17 protein-coding genes are annotated in these 20,720 nt (G+C 51.6%); 6 read left to right on the forward strand and 11 right to left on the reverse strand.

What is annotated here, in order from left to right:
• Window positions 1–288 precede the first annotated feature (288 nt).
• Window positions 289–2,016, reverse strand: a complete 1,728-nt coding sequence (locus ABXT40_RS10020; protein WP_443645462.1) for an IlvD/Edd family dehydratase — start codon at window positions 2,014–2,016, stop codon at window positions 289–291.
• A 196-nt stretch (window positions 2,017–2,212) separates the two neighbouring features.
• On the opposite strand from ABXT40_RS10020, the gene ABXT40_RS10025 reads away from it, so the two are divergent.
• Complete coding sequence (locus tag ABXT40_RS10025; protein WP_443645463.1) at window positions 2,213–3,829, forward strand: thiamine pyrophosphate-binding protein; 1,617 nt, start codon at window positions 2,213–2,215, stop codon at window positions 3,827–3,829.
• A gap of 41 nt (window positions 3,830–3,870) precedes the next feature.
• On the opposite strand, the gene ABXT40_RS10030 is transcribed toward ABXT40_RS10025, so the two are convergent.
• The 5 genes from ABXT40_RS10030 to ABXT40_RS10050 form a co-directional block, all read right to left on the reverse strand.
• Window positions 3,871–4,827, reverse strand: a complete 957-nt coding sequence (locus ABXT40_RS10030; protein WP_443645464.1) for a ketopantoate reductase family protein — start codon at window positions 4,825–4,827, stop codon at window positions 3,871–3,873.
• A gap of 49 nt (window positions 4,828–4,876) precedes the next feature.
• A complete protein-coding gene (locus ABXT40_RS10035) occupies window positions 4,877–6,091 on the reverse strand; it encodes a CaiB/BaiF CoA transferase family protein (protein WP_443645465.1) in 1,215 nt (404 codons plus the stop codon).
• Between the two features lie 45 nt (window positions 6,092–6,136).
• Window positions 6,137–7,303 carry an acyl-CoA dehydrogenase family protein gene (locus ABXT40_RS10040; RefSeq protein WP_443645466.1) on the reverse strand — a complete coding sequence of 389 codons (1,167 nt, stop codon included), beginning with the start codon at window positions 7,301–7,303 and terminating at the stop codon, window positions 6,137–6,139.
• Between the two features lie 164 nt (window positions 7,304–7,467).
• A complete protein-coding gene (locus tag ABXT40_RS10045; protein WP_443645467.1) occupies window positions 7,468–8,274 on the reverse strand; it encodes an enoyl-CoA hydratase-related protein in 807 nt (268 codons plus the stop codon).
• Between the two features lie 33 nt (window positions 8,275–8,307).
• Window positions 8,308–9,231 (reverse strand): hydroxymethylglutaryl-CoA lyase, encoded by a 924-nt coding sequence (locus tag ABXT40_RS10050; RefSeq protein WP_443645468.1) that lies wholly within the window; start codon window positions 9,229–9,231, stop codon window positions 8,308–8,310.
• A 136-nt stretch (window positions 9,232–9,367) separates the two neighbouring features.
• Here ABXT40_RS10050 and ABXT40_RS10055 point away from each other — a divergent pair, with 136 nt between their 5' ends.
• Entirely contained in the window at window positions 9,368–10,255 is an 888-nt protein-coding gene (locus ABXT40_RS10055) for an ABC transporter substrate-binding protein (protein ID WP_443645469.1), read from the forward strand.
• A 53-nt stretch (window positions 10,256–10,308) separates the two neighbouring features.
• Here ABXT40_RS10055 and ABXT40_RS10060 read toward each other — a convergent pair whose 3' ends face one another.
• The gene (locus tag ABXT40_RS10060) at window positions 10,309–11,226 is read right to left on the reverse strand and encodes a LysR family transcriptional regulator (RefSeq protein WP_443645470.1); all 918 of its coding nucleotides are present in this window, start codon (window positions 11,224–11,226) and stop codon (window positions 10,309–10,311) included.
• A 72-nt stretch (window positions 11,227–11,298) separates the two neighbouring features.
• Between ABXT40_RS10060 and metF the strand changes: the two genes are divergently transcribed.
• Entirely contained in the window at window positions 11,299–12,213 is a 915-nt protein-coding gene (metF, locus tag ABXT40_RS10065; protein WP_443645471.1) for a methylenetetrahydrofolate reductase [NAD(P)H], read from the forward strand.
• A gap of 112 nt (window positions 12,214–12,325) precedes the next feature.
• Here metF and ABXT40_RS10070 read toward each other — a convergent pair whose 3' ends face one another.
• Genes ABXT40_RS10070 through ABXT40_RS10080 form a run of 3 tightly spaced genes read right to left on the reverse strand, consistent with a single transcriptional unit; the run spans window position 12,326 to window position 14,483 of the window.
• The gene (locus ABXT40_RS10070) at window positions 12,326–12,775 is read right to left on the reverse strand and encodes a CoA-binding protein (protein WP_443645472.1); all 450 of its coding nucleotides are present in this window, start codon (window positions 12,773–12,775) and stop codon (window positions 12,326–12,328) included.
• Window positions 12,772–13,137 (reverse strand): 2Fe-2S iron-sulfur cluster-binding protein, encoded by a 366-nt coding sequence (locus ABXT40_RS10075; RefSeq protein WP_443645473.1) that lies wholly within the window; start codon window positions 13,135–13,137, stop codon window positions 12,772–12,774. Before ABXT40_RS10075 ends, ABXT40_RS10070 begins: the two co-directional genes overlap by 4 nt.
• On the reverse strand, window positions 13,134–14,483 hold the full coding sequence (locus ABXT40_RS10080) for a selenium-binding family protein (protein WP_443645474.1): 1,350 nt from the start codon (window positions 14,481–14,483) through the stop codon (window positions 13,134–13,136). The genes ABXT40_RS10075 and ABXT40_RS10080 overlap by 4 nt, the downstream gene beginning before the upstream one ends.
• Before the next feature lie 266 nt (window positions 14,484–14,749).
• On the opposite strand from ABXT40_RS10080, the gene ABXT40_RS10085 reads away from it, so the two are divergent.
• Genes ABXT40_RS10085 through ABXT40_RS10095 form a run of 3 tightly spaced genes read left to right on the forward strand, consistent with a single transcriptional unit; the run spans window position 14,750 to window position 19,752 of the window.
• Window positions 14,750–16,687 (forward strand): 3-hydroxyacyl-CoA dehydrogenase NAD-binding domain-containing protein, encoded by a 1,938-nt coding sequence (locus ABXT40_RS10085; RefSeq protein WP_443645475.1) that lies wholly within the window; start codon window positions 14,750–14,752, stop codon window positions 16,685–16,687.
• A 33-nt stretch (window positions 16,688–16,720) separates the two neighbouring features.
• Window positions 16,721–17,902 (forward strand): beta-ketothiolase BktB, encoded by a 1,182-nt coding sequence (gene bktB / locus ABXT40_RS10090; protein ID WP_443645476.1) that lies wholly within the window; start codon window positions 16,721–16,723, stop codon window positions 17,900–17,902.
• Window positions 17,903–17,961: 59 nt separating this feature from the next.
• A complete protein-coding gene (locus ABXT40_RS10095) occupies window positions 17,962–19,752 on the forward strand; it encodes an acyl-CoA dehydrogenase (protein ID WP_443645477.1) in 1,791 nt (596 codons plus the stop codon).
• A gap of 24 nt (window positions 19,753–19,776) precedes the next feature.
• Here the strand turns inward: ABXT40_RS10095 and ABXT40_RS10100 are convergent, their stop codons facing one another.
• On the reverse strand, window positions 19,777–20,697 hold the full coding sequence (locus tag ABXT40_RS10100; RefSeq protein ID WP_443645478.1) for an NAD(P)-dependent oxidoreductase: 921 nt from the start codon (window positions 20,695–20,697) through the stop codon (window positions 19,777–19,779).
• Window positions 20,698–20,720: the final 23 nt, after the last annotated feature.

Raw genomic sequence — 20,720 nt, forward strand, 5'->3', positions numbered from 1 at the left:
TTGATTTCATCATTCCGTCCGGTGGTTGTTGTTGAACGCCAGAACCAGCGCCCGCGCCCGCGCGGGACAGCCGCAATCACATTAAGCTAAATTGTATTTTAAATATTCATTATTGTATACTATTTTGTCTACACATATTCTTGTCAAATATTTCATCTCAGGTCTTTTGACCGCTTAGATAATTCAGAATAAATAGAAACAAGCCGTTTCATCCAAAAATGGTAAAAAACAGGTAGAAAAAAAAGTTATGATCCGCTTCCAAACGCTAACGGCATCATCGCCAATCAGTTACGAAATTGGCGTTTTTGCGGCAAAGGGGCGCTTGGTCATAAAGTCAAAATCAACCCCTTCGCCTGCCTGATTGACCTGATCCATATATAGTTTTTTATAGCCGCGATCGGCCTTCACCGTTGCCGGCGGCTGCCAAGTGGCGCGGCGGCTTTCAATTTCATCATCAGGCACTAGCAGTTCAAGCCTGCGATTTGGCACATCAAGCCAGATTTGATCACCCGTTTCAACCAGCGCCAATGGCCCCCCAATCGCGGCCTCGGGGCTGGCATGAAGAACAATCGTTCCAAAGGCGGTACCGCTCATCCGGCAATCCGATATCCGAACCATATCCTTAACCCCAGCTGTTGCCAGCTTTTTCGGGATCGGAATATAACCTGCCTCGGGCATGCCCGGCGCGCCTTTCGGCCCTGCATTTCGAAGGATCAAAACACTGTCTTTGGTGACATCAAGATCAGCCATATCAATACGATTCGCCAAATCTTCCAATGAATCAAAAACCAGTGCCGGCCCCTGATGTGTTAATAAATCAAATGAACAGGCCGATTGTTTGATAATTGCCCCATCCCCGGCCAGATTGCCGCGCAAAAAGGCAATACCACCACCAGCGTGAATCGGATCATCAAGACTGCGAACCACCATTTGCGGAAAGGCCGCTGGCATCGCATCAATTTCTTCGCCAAGCGTTCGGCCTGTGACCGTCACGCAATCAAGATGCAAAAGCGGCTTTAGCGCGCGCAGGATTGGTGCCATGCCACCGGCGCGGTGCAGATCATCCATATAGAATTGGCCATTTGGCTTTAGATCAACAAGCACCGGCGTATCAGCACCAAGCGCATCAAAGGCCGGTAAATCAACCTCGATGCCAAGCCGTCCTGCCATCGCGGTCAGATGGATAATGCCATTGGTTGATCCGCCAATTGCCAGCAACACCCGCAAGGCATTTTCAAATGATTTTGGCGTCATAATCTGTGACGGGCGTATTTGATCTGCCGCCAAAGCCATTGCCCGCGCGCCAACCATTTCGGCATGGCGCAACCGATCTGCCGCCACCGCCGGAATTGTTGCACCCCCGGGCAACATCATGCCAAGTGCCTCGGTCATGCAGGCCATCGTGCTTGCCGTTCCCATCACCCCGCATGTTCCCGCGGTTGGCACCAGCTTGCCTTCAATTTCATTAATTTCGGCGTCATTGATGCGCCCACCACGATAATCACCCCAGAACCGGCGGCAATCGGTGCAGGCGCCAACGCGCTGATCACCAACGGTTCCCGACAACATCGGACCGGTAACAAGCTGAATGGCTGGCACATCGGCACTGGCCACCGCCATCAGCTGGGCCGGCACGGTTTTGTCGCAGCCGCCAATCAGCACACAAGCATCCATTGGCAGGGCGCCGATCATTTCTTCAGTATCCATTGCCATCAGATTGCGAAAATACATGCTTGTTGGAAAGGCAAAGGCCTCATGCAATGAAATTGTCGGAAACTCCATTGGCAAGCCACCGGCAAGCATGACCCCGCGTTTCACCGCCTCGACCAGCTTTGGCACATTGGCATGGCAGGCATTATAATCGGAATAGGTGTTGGCAATGCCAATCACCGGACGCGCCAGCGCATCATCGCTATAGCCCATTGCCTTGATAAAGGCCTTGCGAAGATAAAGCGAAAATGCCTCATCGCCATATCGGGTCAGGCCGCGCTTCATGCCTTTTTGCTGGTCAATCATGTCATGCCTCATAAATTAGGTAATTCGAAACCTATAGCAAGAAATGGGCGATTTGGTTTGCAGTTTTTTCACCCCCTTGCCAACAATTAATCGGCCAAACGCTTTTCGCTTGATAGCGCCACGCCAATGCGCCAAAATTTGCTTCACCCTTGTCCTGTAACTGGCATTGGCCTTTTCAGTTTTATCGAGTCCTGCAATGTCTTCAGCTTCTTCTGCTCTTATTCAAACGCTTGCCAATAAAGGGGTTGAGGTAATTTTCAGCCTTTCCGGCAATCAGATCATGCCGCTTTATGATGCGTGTATTGATGCGAATATCCGCATCATCCATACCCGCCATGAAGGCGCCGCCGTCTATATGGCCGAAGCCTATGCCCAGCTATCGGGCAAGCTTGGCGTGGCACTGGTAACAGCGGGGCCCGGATTGCTGAACGCGGTATCAGCACTTTATTCGGCAGCGCGATCAGAAACCCCGATCTTGCTTATCAGCGGTGATGCCGGTTTTGGCATGGACGGACGCGGCGGCTTTCAAGAACTTGATCAATGCGCGATCACCGCGCCAATCACCAAATATTCGGCACGGCCAGAAAATGCTGCGGCAATATTATCCGATCTCGATAATTGCATTGCAACCGCGCTTGGCGGCACGCCCGGCCCAACACATTTGGCACTTGCCTTTGATCTATTATCGCAAACAACCGGCCTTGACGCTGCCAAGAACCTAAGCTTGCCACCAGCTAGTGCCATGCGCCAAAGCGATCTTGAAACCGTCATCAAGGCGATTGATGCGGCCAAACATCCGCTTATCATAACGGGTCCACAGGCAAATCGCACCCGACAGCCAGCCGCCAATGTCGCACTTGAGGCGGCATTAGGATTGCCGATTATCTGTCTTGAATCAGCACGCGGCCTTTCCGATAGTTTTTATGGCGATTTAACCACGGTGCTGAAATCGGCCGATCTGATTATTCACCTTGGCAAGCTAGCCGATTATTCAACCGGCCTTCATGCCCGCGGCCGCATTACCAAAGGCACGCCAATCATTTCGATCCTGACCGAGGATCAAACCGCGCCGATGCCAGCCCATGACGACCATCCAATCACGCTTATGCGTACCGGCAATATTCCCGCCAGCATGAATCAGCTTGCCACAGCGATTACTGATCAGAAAATTACCGTTTGTGATGCCGATTGGCCAGCTGCAGTCACCGCATCAATCACCCGCCGCCTAGCATGGCAGGCAGGCGATCAAGGCCGCCATCCAGCCGCGCTTACCGCGCAATTGCAATTTGCCATCAATCAGGCGGCATCACCAATTCTCATCGCCGATGGCGGCGAATTCTGTCAATGGGTGCAGGCTGGCTGCATTGCCCCGCGCCGCATGATCAATGGGCCATCAGGCGCGATTGGTGGCGGCATTGCCTATGCGATTGGCGCCAGCATTGCCTGCCCCGATGCCGAAATTTTTCTGGTCATGGGCGATGGAACCGCCGGTTTCTATCTTGGTGAAATCCATACCGCGGTCAGAACAAACGCCAATATCACGGCAATCATTGGCAATGATTATCGCTGGAATGCTGAGGTGCAAATCCAGATTGACACCTATGGACCAGATCGTGTCTATGGCTGCGATCTTGATGAAAAGGCCGATTATGCTGCGGCCGCAATCGGGCTTGGCGCTCAAGGACAAAATGTGGGACCCGATGATGATCTGGATGCCGCGCTTCGCACCGCCAGCGCATTTCAAGGACCAACCGTTTTGAATGTGTTAATTGATGGACAGGCCGCACCAAAATTCATACCCATGAAACTTTAGCCGGTATAACGATAAAGACCGGCGAAGGCCGCGGCCTGCCGCTAGGCAAAGCTAGCTTCGCGCGCCCGCACCAACGCCACTAATGTGTCATTATAGGGTGTCTTGATTCCCATTTCACGCCCGAGCACCGGCACCATGCCATTAATGGCATCTATTTCGGATCGCTTGCGAGCAAGATGGTCAAGTCGCATTGACGGGCTGGCATTGGGCATATCAGCTGCAAATTTAACCCCATAGGCAACCGCATCATCAAAGGAAAAGGCAATCTTTTTTGCCAGACCAATTTCATAGGCTTCAAGCATACAGCCAAGCGCAACAATGCGCCTATCTTCATCATTGAAAAGCTCGCCAATCGTGCAGTCAAACGCAACCGATGGCGCGCTACACATCACATTGCAGATGAATTTTTCCCAAACAAGTTGATGAATATCAGCAAAGGCGGCGGCTTTGAAACCGGCAGCCTGCCAAAGCGATTCAACCCAGACCAGCCGATCTGTCATGCCGCCATCCATTTCACCAATCCGAATTTGCCGCATCGCATTATGATGAATATGACCCGGCCCCTTGATTGAAGCACCAAAACCCTCAGCAACGCCAAGCAACACATTATCGGTTGGCATATATTGGGCAATCCTCTCTCCAGCGCCAAGCCCGTTCTGGATTGTCAAAACCAGCGAATCCGGCTGCATGACTTTGGCAATTTCCGCTGCAGCCCCAGCAACGCCATTGGCCTTGGTCGCAATCACATAAAGATCAATCGGGCCAAGATCGGCAACCTGATGAACCGCGGTAATGCCACCGATCACCCGGTCACCACTCGCACCTTCTAAATGAAGACCCGTTTTGCCGATGGCGGTCATATGTTCCTGCCAAAGATCAACAACCGATGTTTGATATCCGGCTTCGGCAAACAGCCCTGCATAGACCGACCCCATTGCGCCTGCGCCAACAATGGCGATGCGTGGCATATTCATATTTTCAGACCTTGATTTTGTCACCTGCTAACCCCTTTGACCCGTCATAAATCATAATTACCGAAATGGCGATTTAGCCATCAGCCTGAACAACCGTACCGGCAGCAATCAAGCCGTCAATTTCAGCGTCATCAAGCCCCACCGCACCAAGCACCTCACGCGTATGTTCACCAAGCATTGGCGGTAAACACGCCACACCAACATCGCTTGATCGGCTGAATTTGATCGGTGATGCCAACCCCTGATAGCCATCTTTTTCAAGCACCATTTCACGTTCGGCCGTTTGCGGATGCAATAAAGCTTCTTCGATATTACGAACTGGCCCAGCTGGCACACCGGCAGCTAACAAAGTTTCGGCAAATGACGCGCCATCAACCTTGGCCAATGCCGCTGTCAAAAGATCGGTCAATGCGGCGCGATTAACAACACGATCGGCATTATCGGTAAAGCGCGGATCATCGGCAATTTCACTTTCACCAAGCGCATCACAGAAACGCCGAAATGCGCGGTTATTACCAATGCCGATGAAAATGTCATTTGTCGCGGTTGCATATTTATCATAGGGCGAAATATTCGGATGCGAATTGCCGGTGGCGGTTCCGGGTTTCTTGCTCAGAAAATAATTGGCATTATGCGGATGCATTAGCGCCAGTGCCGAGTCATAAAGCGTCATATCAATATATTGGCCAAGACCGGAACTCTGGCGTTCGTGAAGCGCCATCAAAATGCCAATCACGCAATAAAGGCCGGTCCCCATATCAACGATTGGCGCACCAAGGCGAACCGAGCCGCTTTCGGCCATGCCGTTAATCGACATCATGCCGGTCATCGCCTGAACCACAGCGTCATATCCTGGCGCACCACCAAGCGGCCCAGCCTCACCAAAGCCCGAAATCCGGCAATGCACAAGCCGTGGGAACCGGTGTTTTAAAACCGCCTCATAACCAATGCCCCATTTTTCCAGCGTGCCGGTTTTGAAATTATCAATCAGCACATCGGCATCTTCAAGAAGCCGTAGCAGAAGATCGCGCCCGGGCGCGCTGGCAAGGTCGATCACAACCGATTTTTTGTTCCGGTTCACATTGATGAAATAGGACGCCATTTCACGCGCAAAAGGCGGCCCCCAGCCGCGAACCTCATCACCGGCTGCCGATTCAATCTTGATGATATCAGCGCCATGATCGGCAAGAATCTGCGTTGCATAAGGCCCTCCCAGAACACGGGTCAAATCAATCACCTTGACGCCATCAAGCGCATGCTGACCCAGGATTGGTTTGGCATTTGTCATTTCATTGTCTCCTATGCTCTTTGGCCAAGATATGGCACCAGCATGTTAATAGGATTTTGGCAAACCAAGCACCCGCTCGGCAATATAATTTAGCACCATCTGCGCACTAACTGGCGCAAGCCGCGGGATCAGCGATTCACGAAGCAAACGTTCAACGTGATACTCCTTGGCATAGCCCATGCCACCAAGCGTCATCACCGCCTGTGTTGCCGCCTTGAATCCGGCTTCGGCAGCAAAATATTTCGCCGCATTGGCCATGCCGCCCGCCGGCACGCCGCTATCATAAAGATGCGCTGCCTTGGCGATAAGCAAACCTGCCGCTTCCAGTTCGACCCAATTTTCGGCAAGCGGGTGTTGGATTGATTGATTCTGGCCAATCGGCCGGTCAAACACGATGCGTTGACCAGCATATTCAACAGCGCGGCGAAGCGCGGTTTTGCCAATGCCAAGCGCCTCGGCAGCAATCAAGATCCGTTCGGGATTCAGGCTATCAAGAAGATAGGAAAACCCCTTTCCCTCCTCACCGATACGATGCGCGTCAGGCACGATCAGCCCATCAATGAAAATCTGGTTACTATCAACCGCGGCGCGCCCCATTTTGGCAATTTCGCGCACCTCGATGTGGGATCGGTCAAGATCGGTGTAAAACAACGTCAACCCATCGGTTCGGCGTCCCGATTGGCCTGGCTGGCTGGTTCGCGCCAAAAGCAGAATTTTGCTTGCCACCTGCGCCGTTGATGTCCAGATTTTCTGTCCTGATACAAGATAGCCACTATCAATCTTATCAGCGCGGGTGCGGATATTGCCAGTATCAAGCCCCGCATCCGGTTCAGTAACCCCAAAACAGCATTTCACCTCGCCCTTGATCAATGGCGGCAGCCATGCCGAACGCTGTTCCTCAGTGCCATAAACAACAATCGGATGCGGCCCAAAGATATTGATATGAACGGCTGATGCGGCCGCCATGCCGCCGCCAGTTTCGGCAATTTTCTGCATCATCAAGGCTGCCTCGGCAATGCCAAGAGCCGCCCCGCCATAGGCCTCGGGCATGGCAATCCCAAGCCAGCCACCAGCCGCAATCGCCGCATAAAATTCTTCAGGAAACCGCCCATCACGATCAGCCGCCAACCAATAATCATCATCAAAATTGGCCATGATCGCGTCAATCGCATCAATGATTGATTGCTGTGTTGGCGAATAGGAAAAATCCATCGCTATGAAACTCCTAAATGATGATTTTTCGTGGCAGCGAGCATGGCACAGCAGGCGGGGCAAGGCAGAAGACAAACAGAACCATTACAGTGAAAGGTTTTTTGCAAAAACCCAACATTTTTTTCGCGACACATAATTTCACGCCGATGCCCCGTCCTGATCAATCAACCAATGCTATCTGATTTCCATGATGGCGTGCGGCGCGCAAAAAACGGATCAACCCCTTCGCGCGCATCGGGGTGATCCCAGCAATCGGCAAGCGCCGTAATTGTCATATCAATCACGGCATCATCAATGGCGGGTTGCAGCTTGCGGACCAGGGTTTTTGCCGCCTGCATCGCGGCGGGACTCGCATCAAGATAGGGCGCGATCATGGTGTCAATTTCAGCGGTGAAATCAGCGGCTGGTACCAGCTTTGTGATCAGCCCAATTCGGTTGGCCGTTGCCGAATCAAACCTCCGCGCCGACATAAATAATTGCCGTGCCGCTGGTGCCCCAATGCGCGCAACAACATAAGGGCTGATTGTGGCGGGGATTAATCCAAGGCGTGTTTCGGTCAGGCAAAAACGCAAATCATCCGATGCCAGCACCTCATCACAAACTGCCATAATGCCAATGCCGCCACCAAACGCATTGCCATCAACACAGCCAAGCAGTGGCCGCGGGAACCGATCCATCACCTTCAGCAAATGCGCCAATTTTGCCGCCTCAGCTATGCGCTGTGATCGCGGTGCGTCAATCTGCTGGCGCATCCAGACAAGATCACCACCAGCGCAAAAGCTGGTTGCCGCGGCATTTGTTGCCCGAAAACATACCAATCGGCAGGACGGATCATCGCCAAGTTTGATAAAGGCCGCGTAAAGCGCGGCAATCATGTCTGGCGATAACGCATTATGACGGTCAGGCTGATTCAAAAAAAGATGATCAATGCCGTTAGCATCACGGGTTTGAATAATGGGCAGATCGGGCATGATGGTCATATCCTCATAGATCACTAAAACCGATTAAGGCGTTTGCCTTTTGCTGGATGGCTGATTGTTGCTTGGCCTTTTAGTGCTTGGCCGATTAGCGGGTGGCTGGCGAAGGCTACTGGCGAATTTTGCCGCAACCGCCAAGGCATCATGGTCAAGGCCTGTGGCAAAACCTGCTTTGGAAAGCATTTCGGCCACTGCCTCGCTTGCCACATTTCCGGCAGCCCCGGGCGCATATGGGCAGCCACCAAGCCCGCCAACCGACGCATCAAAACAACGAATCCCATAGGGCAGGCTAGCCGCAATATTGGCAAGCGCCTGCCCACCCGTATCATGATAATGGCCAGCAAGATAAGCGCCACCAACCGCATGAACGCATTGATCAAGAAGCTTTTGGATCGCTGGCGGTTTTGCCATACCAACCGTATCACCAAGCGAGATTTGATAGCAGCCCATATCCATCATTCTAGAAGCAAGATCAGCCACAATCTGCGGGTCAGTATCGCCATCATCAGGACAGTGAACAACCATGCTGATATAGCCGCGAACCGGTATTTTGTGCGCCGCCGCGGCCGCCATGACCGGCTGAAACCGATCCAGACTTTCGGCAATTGAGCAATTGATGTTTTTCTGGCTAAAGCTTTGCGATGCGGCGGCAAAGATGCCAATCGAATCAACCCCTGCAGCAAGCGCGTGATCAAAGCCAGTCATATTTGGCACAAGCGCAGCATAGGACACGGATGGCGGCCGGTCGATAGCCACCATTACAGCCGCACCATCCGCCAGTTGCGGCACCCATTTTGGGCTGACAAAACTAGTCGCTTCGATATCGGCAAAACCGCATTTCGACAAAAGATTAATCAAGGTGACTTTGGCGGCAGTGGGAATGGAAAGCGGTTCATTTTGCAGCCCGTCACGCGGACTCATCTCAAAAATACGAACGCTGTTTTGGGTCACTTTGATTTTCCATTTGGTTATGACATGCGCTTGAGGCTAACATGGCTTTCCAATAATAAACGGCCATTCGCCACCGCCATTTTTGGCGCCGCTTTAAGCCACCATCCTGTTTGACCCACCATCGGAGCATTTTTCCATGAGTAAAATCAATATTGAATTTACCCTTTTTTCGGCCTTTTATTCGCCGCTGATCTCAACCATGACTGGCGGTTTTCTGAAAGAAGAAGGGCTGGATTTCGAATATACAGTCTCTGCACCGGGCGTAACCGCTATTACCGCGCTTGATAACGGTACCGCCGATGTTGTGCAATCGACCCTTAGCCAAGGCTTTAACACCTTGAATAAGGGCGGTGTGCCAGCTTGTGTTCATTTTGCACAGATCAATGAGATGGACGGGTTTTTCCTGACCGGCCGCGATGCCGATCCGGCATTTAGCTGGGACAAGCTCGAAGGCGCTGAAGTCTTGGTTCACCATGGTGGCCAGCCAATGACGATGTTTAAATATGCCTGCTATAAAGGCGGGGTTGATATCAATAAGATCAAGATTATCGATGCTGGCAATGGCAGCGAAATGGACAAGGCATATCGCGCCGGAACCGGTCAATATATTCACCAGCAAGGCCCAGCCCCACAACAGCTAGAGGCTGATGGTGTTGGTCATGTTGTCACCGCGCTTGGGCCGACAATTGGCCCTTGCGGATTCTCCAGCCTTGCAGCCAAACCAGAATGGCTGAAAACCGATGAGGCCAAGGCCTTTACCCGTGCCTATATCAAAACCCGCAATTATATGAATGACACGCCTGCGGCCGAAATTGCCCGCGCGGAAAAGCCATTATTCCCGAATATTGATGAGGCCGTTCTTGCCGATTGCATTGGCACCTATCAAAAAATGGGGGTCTGGACACGCCATATTGATATTACCGATGCTGGCTATGAGGCGATGCTGGATATCTTTGAATATGATGGCATGCTGAAAACCCGCTATGCCTATGATCAGGTATGCGCCAAGCCGCCAATTGTCTAACCGACCAATTGCCTAACCCACTTATTTTGGGGCAGGTCATTTAAACCAAAATATCAGGGGCTAAGCGGCTGCTTTTTGGCATGCGCTTGGCCCTGTTTTCCAAGTGCGATAAACCGCTTCATAAATGGTTTTGTTTGATCATCGCGCCGCACCGCCGCATAAAGCTGGCGCGTGAGGCCATTTTTGGTGACCGGCTTTGTGACAAGCCCGCCATCAATATCGGCCGAGTGAATAACCCAATCAGGAAGCACCGCCACCCCCCTATTTGCCCCCACCAGCATTAGCATCACCGCGGTCAGTTCAACCTGCCGGATCAATTTCGGTTCAATCTTGGCCGGAATCAAAAGCTGGCTGAAAATATCGAGCCGCGTACGTTCAACCGGATAGGTGATCAGCGTCTGATCGGCAAAATCAGCAGCGTCAACATAGTCTTTTTCGGCAAGCCGGTTGGTTTTCGCCGCAAGGAATGTTGGCGCATAGGGGAATAGCTGGTGAAATTCGACCCCGGGAATATCTTCAGGGTCTGACGAAATGACAACATCAACCTCTTCATCGGCCAATGCTTTTAACGCGCGAAACGCCAAGCCCGGGCGAATATCAATATCAACATCGGGAAAATCTTGACGAAACAGGTTGAGAACCGGAAACAGCCATTCAAAACAGGCATGACATTCAATCGCGATATGCAACCGGCCGGCCTTTCCATTTTGCAAATTATCAAATTCAGCTTTCAACAAATCTATTTCGGGCAAAATACGCTCGGCAGCGCGCAAAAACCGCAAGCCTTCGGCCGATAGCCGCATCGGTTTGGTGTTTTTGACAAATAGATCGACCCCAAGCTGGTCGCGGATGGCCTTGATCTGATGCGATAGCGCTGATTGCGTAATATGCAGCTGTTCAGCCGCTTGCGCTACCGATCCGGCGGCATGAATGGCCATGATGGTTCGCAAATGACGAAGCTCGATGTTCATGAATATCTCTCATAAAGTTTATGATTATTATGAATTTGTTTCACAAATATATTTCTGGCACAAATGATGTCAATGAACAAGTCCAGATCATTTGCCAGTTTCGAGGATGTAACAATGGGTCACAAGCCCCCCAAAATTTCATTTGAATTTTTCCCGCCAAAATCGCTTCAGGCGAGTTTTGATTTATGGGAGTCATTGAATGTTCTGGCACCGCTTAACCCCGAATTTGTGTCGGTCACCTATGGGGCGGGTGGCACAACGCGCCAGCTTACCAAAGAAATGACCGAAGCCATTGGCAAAAGCTATGGCTTGGATGTTGCCGCGCATCTGACCTGCGTCAATGCCAGCAAGGCTGAAACATTAGCCATTGCAAAAAGCTATGTTGATGCGGGGGTCAAACAGATTGTCGCGCTTCGCGGTGATGCGCCAAAGGGAAGCGCAGGTTTCTGCCCGCATCCCCAAGGATTTGCCGATTCCGTTGATCTTGTTGCCGGCCTTGCCGCTACCAATATCAAAACCATTCATGTTGGAGCTTATCCCGAACCCCACCCCGAAGCCAGCAATGCCAATGCCGATATTGACTGGCTAAAGCGCAAAATTGACGCTGGCGCCACCTCGGCAATCACCCAGTTCTTTTTCGCTAGTGAGGTCTTTTTACGATTTCGTGATCGCTGTGCCAAGGCGGGGATTCATGTGCCAATCATCCCAGGCATTCTGCCAATTGAAAATTGGGACAATGTCAAACGCTTTGCAATGCGCTGCGGGGCCAGCATTCCGGCAAGCCTTGACGCCGAATTTAATATGGCCAAACGTAATGAGGTTGAAGATATTCTGTCGGTTGTTGTCGCAACCGATATTTGTTCTGATCTGATGGATCACGGCATTGACCAGTTTCATTTCTACACATTGAACCGGCCTTATCTGACGCGCGATGTCTGTTTGGCACTTGGAATTGTTCCTGATGCCAAATTGGCACTTGTTGCCTGATTGAATCCTGTCGCCTGGTTAAAACTTGTTGTCTGATTGCGGCTTGTTGTCTGATTGCTGCGCGGGACTGGCACGCTTCACCCAAAACCGGTGCGCTTATCATTCAGCTTTACTAAATGCCAAGATGCAGCTTTGGTTTCCAGAATGGGCGAAACAATTCAATTTTTGGACAGCGATCCATCACGACCTTAAGGCCAGCCTCTTCAGCAAGCCGCGCCGCATCATGATCAATAACCCCGATTTGTCCCCATAGCACTTTTGCCCCAATATCGATGGCCTGCTTGGCAATATCATATAAATCTTCTGGCTTGCGAAACACTTCGACCATATCCACTGGCCGATCGACCGCGGCAAGGTTTGGGTAAACCTTCAGCCCCCGTATTGTTTCAAGGCCCGGCCGCGGGTTAATGGGAATCATGTCGTAACCAGTTTCATGCAAAACGCGCAACACACCATAGCTGAATTTGGTTTTGTCAGGGCTGGCACCGACCATGGCAATTGTTTTTACCGAGGACAGAATGTCCTGAATATAGGCGTCGCTATAGGGCTCGTTATGATTCATTTAACTTTTTCCGTCGGGGTCGCAATATCTGCTTTTAGTTCGTGTGATGCCAATGGGTCAAGAAATGGATTGCGATAAAGTTTATCATGGCTTTCAACACCCACCTCAATCACGCAATCACTTTTTGCCCGCGCTACGCACAACACAATATAGCCGTCATTAATTTGCCGGTTGTTAAGCGCGACTTGAGCGCGCTGATCAATATCACCGTCCAATAGTTTGGCTGCACAGGTAATGCAGCCGCCATATTTACAGCCATAAGGCAAATCAACGCCCTGATCTCTTAGCTCGTCAAGCAGCGGTTTGCGGCCGGAAACGGCAAAGGCTGCATTGTCACGATTGGCAATGGTGATCGTCTTCATAGCCAAATATCGCTTGTACAATCACCACCTGGATAACGCGCTTCATGGCACCGGCTTGGCCCGTTTGGTTCATTGCCAAAATCGACAATAAAATCAGGATTAATGGACATGCCACCATTTTCAGGATCACAGTCAATCATCACCATGACGCCGCCCTTTTCCCTAATTTCAGGATAAAATTGATTGTCCCATGTGCTGAACAGCGATGTGGTGACATAAAGGCGTTTTCCATCAAGCGACAATTGGAACATCTGCGGCCCACCAGCCATCGTGACACCATTCACAATGGGGGCTTTTCCCAGCAAGCCACCCATCCAAATCTGGCCAGTCAATTTTGGATTATGGGGGTCGGAGATATCATATTGCCGCATATCGCCATGCAGCCAGTTATTTAGGTAGAGATATTTATCATCCATCGAAATCAAAATTGCTGACATAACCCCCGGGATCGGGATAGGCCAATCCGGATGCGGTTCATTTCCAACATCGATAATTTTTTCCCACTGCCATTTTCCATCATCATTTTTCCACCAATGAATGACATTCGAGCTGAGCGCTGCGCCGCAAAATCCGTGCGAACTGTCAGGATTATGATGAAACTTTACCTCAAGAGGAATCAACCCATCCTCGCCAAGATAGAAACTCTCAACCGGTTCCCGCTTCTCAAAATCCCAAAAATGCAACTCACGCCCATATTTGAGATATCCAACTTCTTCCAAATCAAACCCGGGCATAAAGGTATTGGGAGCTGCCCATTCCGAACTAACCATCACATTATGGCGAGGCTGGTACCAAAAATCATAGCCAAATTTGATATCACCCATTGAATTTTCCCACCTACCAACAATTTCAAAATCCTTGTTGAGATGAAGATAGCCGCCCGGTGCCTCGCCCTTGGCATTGCCAAGAAAAGAAATGATGATTTCGCTCCCAAGACAATGCACCGTATGCGGGCCAGATAGATCAGCCTTGGATTTGATTTCAGCGCCATCAATAACGGTGTGGATGCGCGGCGCAAGGGGATCGGTCGCGGTATCAACAACATAGATATTATTTGAACGCACGCCAGGAAGCAGAAGATATTTACGCGCCATGCCCGCATCATCATGACAGGATGAACAGGCATTCCAGCCCATATGATGCAGCTCGTCGCCAATATTCGGCATATCAAGCCGGTGAATAACCTTGCTGAAAGTCGGGCTATTTGGATCGACATCAACCGTCGCAAGATAATCGGGTTTTTGGATACCCGTGCCAGTATAGATCGCAATCGTGTAAAGCAACAATTCTCTTGGGGCTCTAATCGCCTCTTCGGGACTAGCATAACCCGGGCCGCAACATTCCATCTTAACTCCCTTGCAGATCACACTGCACACTTTTGCCTCAATCAATCTCGCGCTGAATTATTTGGGTTTTATATTCTTATCACTGCCATCAGCCGAACAGTCTAATTAGAAGCCCAACCAACAGCATATTGCAACCATCAACATAATCGGCTTGCCTGCATGACCAACAGCGCAATACGCCTTGATCTTTTTTGCAGGCAACCACTGGCGTTTGCAATTGTAAGGTTATACATTAAACCAGCGTCACGTTAGAAGTGGATGAAATCATGCTTAATTCAGATAGCCGAAACGATCTTTCGCATTGGTCGATAAACATTGATGATGATCACATCGCGTGGTTGCAGATTCAGGCCGATGGAAAATCTGTTAATGTCCTGACCCATGCGGTGATGGACGAGCTGGCAATCCTGATCGACGAGTTGGAAGCCGCCGATAATCTGGCCGGTCTGGCCCTGCTATCGGGCAAGCCCGGCGGGTTTGTTTACGGCGCTGACATCCATGAATTTGAAACCTTGAAAAAAGCGGCAGATGTAGCCAATCATATGGAATTGGTGCATGGGCTTTTTAACCGAATTGAGGCACTTGCTGTGCCAAGCTGTGTTGGCATTGACGGCATTGCTGTTGGTGGCGGGCTGGAAATTTCGCTGGCGTTTGACCGGCTGTTTGTCACCGCCTCACCAAAAACAAAACTTGGTTTTCCTGAGATCAATCTTGGCATTATGCCAGGCTATGGCGGCACTGGCCGTGCCTATGGCCGAATTGGTACCAAGGCCGTTCTTGATATGATGTTAACCGGCCGGCCGGTTGGCAGCAAAGATGCCATCGAAAGTGGCCTTGCCGATGAAATGGTCGATAGCGCTGACGATCTGGCGGTGGCGATGCGCGCATGGATGCTGTCCTGTAATGGCGTAAAACCGGCGCGAAGCCAGCGCGAAGCCACGGCCGATGCCAGCGCCATTTCAGCAGCCCGCGACAGCTATTTGAAACGCGCCCGTGCCGATCATACGCCAGCACCTTTCGCGATCGTTGATCATGTTGCTGCCTTTGGGCATGATTCGGCTGCCATGTCGGCTGGTGAAATGGGCATTTTCCCCGAATTGATGGTTGGGGATGCTTCAAAGAATTTACGCCGTGTTTTCTATCTTACCGATGCTGTTCGTAAATCGGCACGCGGCGATAGTGGTATCCAGCGTTTGCATGTTGTTGGCGCTGGCGTCATGGGCGGCGATATTGCCGCTGTTGGCGCAATGGCCGGACTTGATGTCACTTTGACCGATATGAATGAAGCGGCAATTGATGGTGCGATTGCCCGCGCCGCAAAACTGTTCGAACGGCGGCTGAAAACCGACGATAAGATTGCCGCTGCAAAAAGCAGGCTTCGGGCTGACAAAGATGGCAATGGCGCAGGTGATGCCGATCTAATCATCGAAGCGGTTGCTGAAAAGCTGGCAGTCAAACAGGCCGTGTTTCAAGCCTTGGAAGCGGCCAGCAAACCCGATGCCATTCTGGCAACCAACACATCTGCCATCCCATTGGAAGATATCGCCACCGCCTTGAAAGCGCCTGAACGTTTGATTGGTTTGCATTTCTTTAATCCGGTGCCGGTTTTGCCGCTTGTCGAGGTGATCTGGTCCGAATTTTCCGACCAGAATAAGGTCAATCGCGGCATGCAGTTTGCCGGACGCATTGGCAAAATGCCAATCCGGTGCAAATCGGCGTCGGGCTTTTTGGTCAATCGCGCCTTGCTTCCTTATATCTTCAAAGCAATTGAGGCGGTTGCCACTGGCGAAAACGCCGATCTGATTGATGAAGCATTGGTCGATTTCGGCATGCCAATGGGGCCAATCGAACTTGCCGATCAGATCGGGCTTGATGTTTGTCTTGATGTTGGTGTTGTTCTTGGCATCGCCCCCGCCGCCAAAACATTGCTTACCGAAAAATGCGATGCAGGCACAATTGGCCGAAAATCGGGAAGCGGCTTTTATGATTGGGACGGCAATCGCGCCATTCGCCCTCGCCAGCCACAAGATGCCACCATCATGGCAGGCATTGTCAAATCCATGCTGGCACCGATGATTGATGAATGCCAGCAAGCGGTTGATGACGGTGTCGTTGATTCGGTTGACAGCGCCGATGCAGGCATGATTTTTGGCATTGGGTTTCCGGGGTTTCGCGGCGGCCCCTTGAATTGGGCGAAATCATAAAGACGGATTAAATGACCGGATTGGGAGATCACCATGACAAATATTTTCATTTTGGCAGCGCAAAGATCGGCGATTGGCAGTTATGGTGGCAGCCTAAAAGACACGCCGCCGATTGATCTTGCCATTCCGGTTGCCAAAGATGCGATTGCCAAATCTGGGGTGCCCGCTGATGCTATTCAGCATGCGATTTATGGTCATGTCATCCATACCGAGCCGCGCGATATGTATTCGCCGCGCTGTATTTCGATTGGCGCTGGCCTTGCCGAAACAGCCCCTGCCTTTCAGGTCAATCGCTTATGCGGAAGTGGCCTTCAGGCGATTGTGAGCGCAACCCAGCTTATCCAGCTTGGCGATTGCGATGCCGCGCTTGCTGGCGGTGTCGAGGTGATGAGCCGTGGTGCCTATATCCTGCCAGCGCAACGCTGGGGCGCGCGGATGGGTGATGCTGTGGTTGTCGATATGATGACTGGTGCGCTGCATGATCCGTTTGGGATTGGGCATATGGGCATAACCGCTGAAAATATTGCCGCTGACTATCAGATCAGCCGTGAAGATATGGACGCTTTTGCCGCCCAATCACAAAGCCGCGCAGCGCATGCCGATGCGGCCGGATATTTTACCAGCCAGATCACCACCATCGAGCTGACCCAACGCCGCAAGATTGTGGCTTTTGACAAAGACGAATATATCCGCGCCGATACGACCAGCCAAAGCCTTGCCGGATTGCGCCCAGCCTTTGCCAAGGACGGGCTTGTCACCGCTGGTAATTCATCGGGAATCAATGATGGTACAGCATCGTTGGTTCTGGCCAATGATGCTGCGGTAAAAACGCACAAAGCCAGCCCAATGGCGCGTATTGTTGCCTATGGGTTTGGCGGCGTACCGCCCCGCATCATGGGCATGGGGCCAGTACCGGCAAGCAAAATGGCGCTTGAACGCGCTGGTTTGACCATTGATGACCTTGATCTTGTTGAAAGCAACGAAGCCTTTGCCGCGCAGGCCTGTGCCGTATCGCGCCAGCTTGGCCTTGATCCAGATCGCGTCAATCCAAATGGCGGGGCGATCGCGCTTGGCCATCCGGTTGGTGCCACCGGCGCAATCATCATGACAAAGCTGGTTCATGAATTGCACCGTATCAATGGACGTTACGGCATGGCCACAATGTGTATTGGCGGCGGTCAGGGGATCAGCGTTATCATCGATGCCAAACCTTGACGCGTCTCTGCCAAGCCTGTCACCATTCACTTTGAGCCAGATTCTACGGAGCCCAAACCATGTATAAAGCGCCCCTCGAAGATTATCAGTTCGTCCTTGACCGGGTCATTGGTTTTGACGCGCTGATGGCGCTGATTGGCAATGATGACGTCAATCAAGAGCTTGCTGATGCGGTTCTCGAAGAAGCTGGAAAGCTGGCCGGCGATGTGATCGCGCCATTAAATCATAGCGGAGATTTGACTGGGGCGAAACGGCAAGATAATGGCCAAGTCATCACGCCTGATGGCTTTAGTGATGCCTATGCTGCGATGGGGCAAGGCGGATGGACAGCCATGGAAGCTGGCGAAGATTTTGGCGGGCAAAATTTGCCAATGACGCTGACCACCGCGGTGAATGAATTATGGCAATCGGCCAACATGGCCTTTGCGCTTTGCCATCTTTTGACGCAAGGGCAAATCTATGCCCTGCAAAAATCGGCAAGTCCTGAATTGCAAAATATCTTTATCCCGCCAATGGTCGAAGGCCGCTGGACCGGAACGATGAATTTGACTGAGCCACAAGCCGGCACCGACCTTGCTGGCATCAAAAGCCGCGCGGTTCCCAATGGGGATCATTATCTGATTTCTGGCCAGAAAATCTATATCACCTATGGCGAACATGATATGGCCGAAAATATCATTCATCTGGTGCTGGCACGAACGCCAGATGCACCCCATGGCATCAAGGGTATTTCGGTCTTTATCGTGCCAAAATTCCTTGCTGATGATGATGGTAATTTCACCAAGCCGAATGATCTTCGCTGTTTGTCGATTGAGAAAAAACTGGGCATCAAGGGGTCGCCAACCGCGGTTATGCAATATGGTGAAACCGATGGTGCTATTGGCTATCTTGTCGGTCAGGAAAATCAGGGGATCGACATCATGTTTGGCATGATGAATCACGCCCGCCTTGCGGTTGGCCTGCAAGGGCTTGCCATTTCTGAACGCGCCTATCAGCAAGCCAGAAGCTATGCTCGTGATCGCGTTCAAGGCGTGCCGCTTGACGGTAAAAAAGGCGATGCCATTGTTCATCACCCCGATGTTTTGCGGCTTCTTGGCACAATGAAAGCCGAAATCGAAGCGATGCGCGCCCTGATGATGATTGGCGCGGCAGCGATGGATAAGGCGCGTCATGCCAGTGATGCTGAAAAGCCCGATCTTGAAGCCCGCGTTGGTTTGCTTATTCCCGTGATCAAGGGTTGGATGACCGAACGCGCCCAGCAAATCACTTCGGATGCATTGCAGATTCATGGTGGCATGGGCTTTATCGAAGAAACCGGCGCCGCCCAGCATTATCGCGATGCCCGCATTCTGCCAATCTATGAAGGCACAACCGCAATTCAGGCCAATGATCTGGTTTTCCGCAAAACCATTCGTGACAATGGCGCGGCGGTCAACAGCCTTTTTGATGAAATTGACCAAGATATGGCAGCATTGGAAACTCATCCGGATGCCGCTATTTCGGCGGCGGCAAAATCAGTTATCGAAGCCAATAAAACCGCCCGCACGGCCACCGCCGGCATCATTGGCAGTGCCAATTCACCGCGCCGACCAGCCGCAGCCGCAAGCAATTATCTAATGCTTCTTGGCACCTTGACCGGTGGCTGGCTGATGGCACGATCTGGCGCATCGGCATCAAATGCCATCGCCAATGGCGAAACCGGCACAACTGGCAATGATGATTTCATGGCGGTCAAAATCACCACAATGCAAATCTATATAACGCATCATCTGCCAAAGCTGTTTGCGCTTGCCCGCACCATTGCCGATGGTGATGCACCAATATTGGCGATGCAGCCTGACTGGCTATAGTCATTTGACCATAGCCATTTGATATTAGGGCTTGTCAGCTTCTTTGAAAATGACATGCGCCCATTCTTCCCACAAGCGTGACAAAGCCGCATAATCAGCATCGCCAAGCCCATTGGCCTCGGCAATTTCATAAGGCGTATGTGATGCCGAAATGGCAAAAAGCGGCACCCCCATCTGCTGGGCTGTTGCCAATGCAAGACAGGAATCCTTGCGCGCATTTGCGACCGACATACCGCCCTCAAAATCGGCATATTTCATTCGCTCTTGAACACGGTGAACCAGCGGGCGAAGCATGCCTTCTTCGCGGTTCAGGATCGAAATCAGCGTGTCGCTTGGAACGCCAAGCTTTTTTGACATGGCAAAAGCTTCAATCAGCACTACCATAAGCGCATGCATCACCGCATTATTCACAACTTTAATACCCATGCCCGCACCAAGATTACCAAGATCATAAATGCCCGCCGCCACCGGTTCCAGAACCGGCCTTGCCATGGCTTTGGCCACATCATCGCCGCCGATGAAAAAAGTCATTTGTCCGGCCGCCATGCTGGCCACACCGCCAGCAATGGCCGCATCAACAAACCCAACATTTTTTGCGGCCGCCAAGGCAGCGCAATCAATCGCAGTTTGCGGCGTAACCGTACTGGTCTCAATCAGCAACTTTGGCCGGATTGGCTGTGCAATGATTTGTGTTGTCACCGCAATTGAAATGTCGGGATGCGGCAATGACAAAATGATCACATCGGCCGGTGATGCAACCCCGCCAAGATGGTCATGTGTGATAATGCCCTTTCCTGCCGCATCATCGCGCCGGCTGGCATTTTGATCATATCCGTGAACCTCACCAGATGCGGCAAAGGCGGACGCAATCGCGCTTCCCGCATTGCCAAGACCGATGATTCCGACGATGCCAACGCCCGAATTTTTATCCTGTTGATCTGTCATTTTCATTCCCATGCGATGTTACT

It is taken from the genome of Candidatus Ponderosibacter sp. Uisw_141_02 (assembly GCF_048087665.1).
Taxonomy (GTDB): Bacteria; Pseudomonadota; Alphaproteobacteria; order Puniceispirillales; family Puniceispirillaceae; genus UBA3439.